This window comes from Streptomyces sp. NPDC006207 (assembly GCF_040613835.1).
GTDB lineage: Bacteria > Actinomycetota > Actinomycetes > Streptomycetales > Streptomycetaceae > Actinacidiphila.
Window position 1 is genome coordinate 20268 of record NZ_JBEXSX010000096.1, and the last position, 7007, is coordinate 27274.

Genomic DNA, 7007 nt, shown 5'->3' on the forward strand with positions numbered 1-7007 from the left:
TCTCCTTTTCGCCGGGTGTCAGTCGCCGTGGACGGGCACGGCGGCGCCGTCGCCGCGGCTGATCGTGCGCACCTGGAGGTCGGCCGACTGCCCGCGCATCTTCTTGGCCGGGTTCCCGCCCCACAGTGCGTGCGGTGGCATTTCCTCGCCCTTCATGAGGAAGGAGCTGGTGGCAAGCACCGCGCCGTCGCCCATTGTCACGCCGTAGTGGACGAATGCGCCGACACCGAGCGTGCAGCCGGCACCGATCACGATACGGTCCGACTTGAAGCCTCCGTCCTCTTGCGAGTGGCACTGCATGATGGTGTCCGCATTGAGGGTGCAGTCGTCCCCGATCGTGGTGAACGTCCGCTCGGGCACGCGGAGGCCGTCGTCGAAGACCCTGCGGCCGATCTGCATACCCAGGAGCCGCCAGATCACGTTCTTGAGCGGGGTGCCGTTGAAGACGAGGACATAGGCGAGGGAACTCACTTTCCAGAAGCGTTCGTGCCGCCAGAAGGCGCGGTCGTAGATCGAGCAGCCCTGCGGCCGCAAGGCCTGCAACTGCCGCACCAGCCGGTCGACCAGGACGTTGTAGGCGACGGTGAAAACGAAGACCCCGGCGGTGGCCAGTGCGAACGCGAGCACGCCCAGGGAGGCCCAGAGGTCGATGGCGGCCAGGTAGAGCACGGTGACGATGAAGATGAGGATCCAGCGCACCAGCAGGAACAGCGCCATGCTGATGGTGTTGTAGATGTTCTTGGCCCGCAGGCGGCGGCGCAGCTCGCCCTTGCTCTCCACCTCGAGCTGCTTGTCACGCTTGACCGACCGGGGGATCTCGAAGCTCGGCGCGCCCAGTAGGCCCACGCCTTCCCGTACTTGTCCGTCGACGGGAACCATGACCTTCGTTGCGAGGAGGCAGTTGTCGCCCGTCTTGCCCTGCGCGGAATAGGCGATCACGTTTCCAAGGAAGTTCTCTGCCCCGATCGACACACGGGACAGTCGGAACGATGTGTTCGAGAAGTCGGCATTGATGATGGACAGCCCGTCCGCGGCCATCGTTCCGCTGCCGACCGCGCTGAGGAACGGGGTGTCGTGCTTGACCATTTCGCCGAAGTTCGAGCCGGTCTGCCGCACGTCGCGAAGCTCGTAGCCCAGCCAACGCAGGTAGTGGACGATGTAGGAGGTGCCACCGAAGAGAGTCATGTGGAACCTGCTGTTGCTCGTGCGGGCGATCGCGCGGTGAATCCAGTAGCGGAATCCGTACAGCGGGTAGACCTTGTCCGGCTTGATGAAGAGGTTCAGCACACGCGGAACGGCTCCCACGAAGACGAGGCTGACGAGCAGGGCGCCGAAGAAGAGCACGGCGGATATGACCAGCGCGTTGTCGCGGTAGAACGCCCCGCTCGTGAGGGAGAGCGGTCCCGCGTCCAACAACGTGACGAGCTGCGGGACCTTCGTGAGCGCGAGGACCACGATGACGAACGTCAGCGGCGTACCCACCAGAAGCAGGTTCACCAGCTGCACGGTCGCGAAGACGCACCGTCGCCGGGTGCTGACGTCCATCGTGGGGACCCGCTGGCAGTCAACGTCGGCCGGCTGCGCAGGGGAGCCGTGCCAGCGCTCCCCGTCGGGCACGGTCTGACCGGCGTGCAGCGATGAGGAGTGCCCCAGCTGGGACCCGTCACCCAGCGAGGTCCCGATGTCGAGCACCGTCATCTCCCCGACGAGCGTGTGCTTGCCGACGCTGACCGCGCCCGTCTGGATGATGCCGTTGTGGGCCCGGTAGCCGTTGAAGGACGCATCCTTGCGGATCACCGTGCCGTCGCCGATGCTGAGCAGGTCGGTGCACACGGGCACGGACCTGGAGAAGATGACGGCGCCGCGACCGACCTTCGCGCCCAGTGCCCTCAGGTAGAGCACGTAGAGCGGTGAACCGGCGAACAGCGCCATCGGGTTCCGCTGGACCAGGGTCTTGACGAGCCAGAAGCGGAAGTACGCCATACTCCAGACGCGGATCTGCTGCGGCTTCCACCGGCCAATGAGCACCCACTTGAGCAGGATCGGGAGGGCGCAAAGGCCGAGGAACATCGCGCCGCCGTACGCGACCGCCCGCAGGTAGATGTCGACCGGGTTCGGGCTGGCCGAGACCCATTCGTAGCCCTTCACCGCGACGATCGCGGTAAGGGCGGGGTAGCCGAAGAGGAACAGGAGCTGCAACGCCCCGCAGAGGACGTACTCGGCATTGCGCGCCCGCCTCGGCGGCGCAATGGGAGCTGCCGGAGTCGCCGGCTGCGAGGCGGGCCTGGCTTTGGCGTCGGGTTTGGTGTCGGTGAGGGCGGCTGCGAGCGTTCGGATTGTGGGGTGTTTGTAGATGTCCGGCATGGATACCGGTGGCAGGTCGGCTTGTTTCCGTGCTCGGGCGCAGAATCGGGCCATCAGCATGGAGTCGGCGCCGAGGTCGTTGAAGAAGTGGCTGTCGACTGATACGTGTTCGGTGTGCACGATGTCGGCCAGGACTTCGGCGAAGCGTCGTTCGCGTGTAGCGAGTATGGCTGGATTGCCGGCCGGTTCGGCGGTCAAGGCGTCGTTGGTGAGGGCGGCTGCGAGCGTTCGGATTGTGGGGTGTTTGTAGATGTCCGGCATGGATACCGGTGGCAGGTCGGCTTGTTTCCGTGCTCGGGCGCAGAATCGGGCCATCAGCATGGAGTCGGCGCCGAGGTCGTTGAAGAAGTGGCTGTCGACTGATACGTGTTCGGTGTGCACGATGTCGGCCAGGACTTCGGCGAAGCGTCGTTCGCATATGGCGAGAGTGGCTGGATTGCCGGCCGGTTCGGCGGTCAAGACGTCGTGAGAGTTCCCCATCAGCTGGGTCCCTTGAGAAATCACAGTGGTCGATGCAGGCACGCTGAACTACATGAACGAGATCCACGCACTTGCCTGGACTGCTACAAGAGCTTGGGCCGGAACGCAGCTCCGTGATCGCCCGCCTTGACCGTGGAGGGTTTGGGTTGGCCCTACTCGACGGTCTGATCCGGCCGACTAGATCGACAATACTGCTTACGCGCAACGCCTCCCTCGACCGCAGCTGCAAGGGGCTGGTCGAGGTGCGGAAAGATCAAACCGGACTTTGCGGCCAGTCCCGCCTCGATCCCCTACCCGTCCCCTTGGCGCATCCTGGTCCCCTGAGCAGTGGCCGCCAGAACAGAAAACCACGGGCCTTTTCTCAGAGTACGACTGTGTGAGCTGCCCCGCGTTTCGTGGAGTCGGCGATCGTGTGATGAGGCGGTCTGCGGGGGTAGGTTCCTTCAATCGCGACCAGTATGCGTATTCGTACTCGTCGAATGGCGCGTAGCCGAGAGCGGGGCGGAGACGTTTATTCTTGTACGACGCGGACGCGGGAAGACGGCCCGCTCGACCTCGTCGACGTCCCACTACGGCCCCTGATGCTCGATCAGTTCGACCTTGACGGTGGCGTTCAAGGCTTCGGCGCCAGTTGGTGGGGGCATCAGCTCGGCTATCGACCAGGGCTTGATCAAGTTCCGTAAGGGTCGAGCTTGTTGGTGATGCCCAGAGGGAGTGCTCGTTCGGGTTGGTCGGGGATTGCGCGGGTGGTTTTGGCGATGTTGTCAGCTCTGAGGATCTTGAGCAGGCCGATGGCGAGGTTGCGGAGGGACGCCATGGCGCGGGGTGCGGTCCCGGTGTGGACGGTGGAAGCGTCCTCGGCGAAGGTCACGTCTCTCACATGGAGCAGGGCCTCCACGGTCCAGTGGCCGCGGATCGCGGTGGCCAGGTCGGCGGGGGTGGTCTGGTGGGCGTCGAGGCTGGTGACGGCGTAGACGGTCTCGCGACTCTCGCGTCGGCCTGTCTGCCTGCGGCGACGATGGACACGGATGGCCAGGCAGGCGTAGGGGAAGGCGATCCCGCCGAGCTCGTCCGCGATGCCGCAGGTCTTGATCGAGCGGGACTCGCGGCGCCCGTGTCCGGTGGAGGTCGTGGTGTGCTGGACGGCGATGTCCCGCCGGGGCAGGGTGGCGAGCTGGCGGTGTGCGGTCGGCTGGTTCGTCTTTATCACCAAGATGTAGTGGGCCTTCTTGGTCTCGACCAGCCAGGTGACGTTCGCCTTCACCGAGTGCAGGGCGTCGAAGGTGACGAGAGTTCCGTCCAGGTCCCGCTGTTCGAACAGGGGCGGGCCGGAAGTGCGCGGTCTCGTTCGTCTTCGCTCCCGACCTCCGCCTGGGCGAGGGTCAGGGCCCGGTGGTGGGTGACGACGGAGAGCAGGTGCCTGCGGCCGGCGACAGGCGGGCCGATCCTCTCAGCGATTTGCCGTCGACGGCGATCACCTGCCGTTGCTCCGGAGTCGTTCCCGCAGGGTTCGGGCCGGCGAGGTAGGCGCCGACGGCCCGGTCCAGGGCGTCACCGTCGACGGCCGCCAGCACACGGCCGATCGTGGTCCGCGAGGGAGAACGACGCCATCGCAGCGGATGCCATCGGACTCCGACGGCGGTCAGCACGTCGTCCGAGGCCCGCGCCGCCCACTCGGCGATCTCGTCGATGCTCCTCGCTCCCGACACGGCCGCGCAGGCACAGACGAGGAGGATCGCGGTCAGCGAGTACCAGCGGCCCCGCCTCGCCCGCGGGTCCGGCACCAGGTCCAGGAAAGTTCGCAGGTCAGCGACTTGACCGCTGTCCAGCGGACCCAGCCTCACAGGCGCTCGGCCAGCGGGGCATCCACAGGTACGGTGAGGGGGTGAGGTCCTTGTGGGCCAGTCCGCACAGTGTCGCACCGAGGCCGTCGGGGGAGTATGCGTACGCGACGTCGTACGCGTGGGCGATGTCCTCTGGGAGCTGGGGGGAATCCGCCCGTTCCCAGGGTCTGTAGCCGTACTGCGGTCGCGAGACCTCGCGCGGGTCGTGTCCGAATTCGGTCCAGGCGTAGCACCAGGGGCAGAACCAGCGTTCCTTCACTGCCGGGTTGTCTCGCTGCGGGTGCCGAACTTCTCCCGGCCGATGGGGCGCAGCGACAGGTTGACGTCGCAGCGCATCTGGCCCATCTCCATGCGGGCCTCGGAGACGCCCAGCGCCTTGATCAGCTCGCGCAGTTCGGTCACGTACGCCTTGGCGACCTCGGGCGCGCGCTCGCCGGCCACCGCGTTGGTGGTTCGACTACCGGTATTCGTCGTACCTCGTGGCCGCAGACATCACAGATCACACCGCATTGTGCCGCACTGTCGCCAGCCCGCGGAGCAGACCTTTGTGACCGGCCCGTTCGTGGCCGGGCTTGGCCGTCGTACTTGGGTCACGTCCGCTGGAGTGGTGTCTCGACGGCCACTCGGTGATCTCTTCTTTGAGACTATGCGGTGATTTCGATCGGCAGGACGGTGTCGCCGGTCTGTGACTCGATCGGCTGGAGGCGGGCTTTGGCCTGCAGCTCGCGGCCCATGTAGCGGCGGGCCTCGGTCCACTCGTCGTTCTGTTCGGCCAGGACGGCGCCGACCAGGCGGATCACGGCGGTGCGGTCGGGGAAGATGCCGACCACGTCGGTGCGGCGGCGGATCTCTTCAAGGCGTACTCCTCCCGCAGCAATCGCACCTACCTGCGCAAACGCAAAATCCGGGCGGTGATCCCGAAGAAGGCGGACCAAGCGGCCAACCGTAAAAAGAAGGGCTCGCGCGGAGGCCGCCCCGTCAGCCACGACGCCGAGCTGTACAAGGACCGCAACACCGTCGAGCGGTGCATCAACCGGCTGCGCAACTGGCGCGGGATCGCCACCCGCTACGACAAGTCTCCCGAGAGCCACCTGGCCGGACTCCACTTGTGCGGCACGATGCTGTGGCTACGCAGCATCACCGGACCTGCGTGACTAGTGACCTCGTTCCCGGCCCACGAAGCACGACAGGAGTCGCCTGAAGTCGTGCGGGTGCTCGAGCGCCGGCAGGTGCCCGCATCGACCGAGCACGTGCAGACGGACATCGGCCAGGTGTTCGAGCAGGGGCAGGGCTGCCGTTCCGAGCGGGGTGACTCGGTCCTCGGCGCCGTGGACGAGCAGCACGGGCGCGCGGACCCCTGCCAGCGTTTGCGCCGAGAGGGTGAGCTCGTCGGCCCAACGTGCCCTAGGCGGAGGGAACAACGACGCGAATGCGGCCGCCCCCGCTCGCATCGCAGCTGCACGGGCAGCGACGGCCGACTCGGTCACGAGCGCTTGGTCGAGGACGAGGCGACTCAACATGTCTCGTGCCCCGAGCGGGCCGGCGGGGGCGGCCCAGACCGCGTCGAGCTCGGCGGACAGCGGCGCCCCGGGGGCGCCCATCGTCGAGACCGCCACGACACGGGTGACCTGCTGGGGACGCGCGGCCGCCAACGCCAGCGCCACGGCACCGCCCATGGAGTGGCCCACCACGGCGTAGTGCTCGACACCGAGAGCCTCCATCAGGCCCGCGGCCTGCTCCGTCCACAGCCGGAGCCCACCCCTGGAGCCCGCCGGGATTGGTGTACGGCCGAACCCCGCCTGGTCAGGAGCCACCAGGTGCCAGGACGTGCCCAGCGCCTGTGCCGTCGTGGCCCAGGCGCCGGATCCCGTCGTACCGGGTCCGGAGCCGTGCAGCATCAGCACCGCGGGCCCGGTGCCGCTCTCCATGACGTGGACGGGGGAGCCGTCGACTGTGATGGTCCGAGGTGCCGTCACTGGGACAGGCCAGGTGTGCTCATGCCGATGCGGAGTTGATGGACTTCGAGAAGAGCTCCATCATCGCCGCGCCGAATTGCGGCATGTCGGGCCATCCGCGGCAGGAGACGAGGTTGCCGTCCACGACGTCGGGAGCGTCGATGACCGTCGCGCCCGCGTTCTCCATGTCACCGGTGATGGGGGGGAAGCACGCTGTCTTTCGGCCCTTGAGCAGTCCGTACACAGCCGGCACCTGCGCGCCGTGGCATACCAGCGCGATCGGGAGGTTGCGCGCGAAGAAGTGCTCGGTGATGCGCCTGACGTCGGCGTCGACCCGGATCCACTCGGGGGCGCGTCCGCCAGG

Annotated in this window: 5 protein-coding genes and 3 pseudogenes; 1 reads left to right on the forward strand and 7 read right to left on the reverse strand. The window is 67.0% G+C overall.

Annotation, left to right across the window (positions count from 1 at the left end; translation table 11 throughout):
- Nucleotides 1-18: 18 nt before the first annotated feature.
- The 5 genes and pseudogenes from ABZ312_RS42090 to ABZ312_RS42110 form a co-directional block, all read right to left on the reverse strand.
- Entirely contained in the window at nucleotides 19-2844 is a 2826-nt protein-coding gene (locus ABZ312_RS42090) for a Pls/PosA family non-ribosomal peptide synthetase (protein WP_500439989.1), read from the reverse strand.
- Nucleotides 2845-3514: 670 nt separating this feature from the next.
- Nucleotides 3515-4165, reverse strand: coding sequence for an ISAs1 family transposase (locus ABZ312_RS42095; protein ID WP_500328801.1), 651 nt, complete (start codon nucleotides 4163-4165; stop codon nucleotides 3515-3517).
- Between the two features lie 61 nt (nucleotides 4166-4226).
- Entirely contained in the window at nucleotides 4227-4628 is a 402-nt protein-coding gene (locus ABZ312_RS42100; RefSeq protein WP_500328779.1) for a transposase family protein, read from the reverse strand.
- A gap of 327 nt (nucleotides 4629-4955) precedes the next feature.
- Nucleotides 4956-5126, reverse strand: a pseudogene (locus ABZ312_RS42105) (Asp-tRNA(Asn)/Glu-tRNA(Gln) amidotransferase subunit GatB); the annotation flags it as partial.
- A 206-nt stretch (nucleotides 5127-5332) separates the two neighbouring features.
- Nucleotides 5333-5539 (reverse strand): annotated as a pseudogene (locus ABZ312_RS42110) (transposase); the annotation flags it as partial.
- Between ABZ312_RS42110 and ABZ312_RS42115 the strand changes: the two are divergent.
- A pseudogene (locus ABZ312_RS42115) lies at nucleotides 5528-5842 on the forward strand (IS5/IS1182 family transposase); the annotation flags it as partial. The pseudogenes ABZ312_RS42110 and ABZ312_RS42115 overlap by 12 nt on opposite strands.
- Here the strand turns inward: ABZ312_RS42115 and ABZ312_RS42120 are convergent.
- A complete protein-coding gene (locus ABZ312_RS42120; protein WP_500328780.1) occupies nucleotides 5843-6664 on the reverse strand; it encodes an alpha/beta fold hydrolase in 822 nt (273 codons plus the stop codon). It lies immediately after the preceding pseudogene.
- Between the two features lie 19 nt (nucleotides 6665-6683).
- The coding region (locus ABZ312_RS42125; RefSeq protein ID WP_500439990.1) for a DJ-1/PfpI family protein at nucleotides 6684-7007 on the reverse strand (324 nt) is incomplete at its 5' end.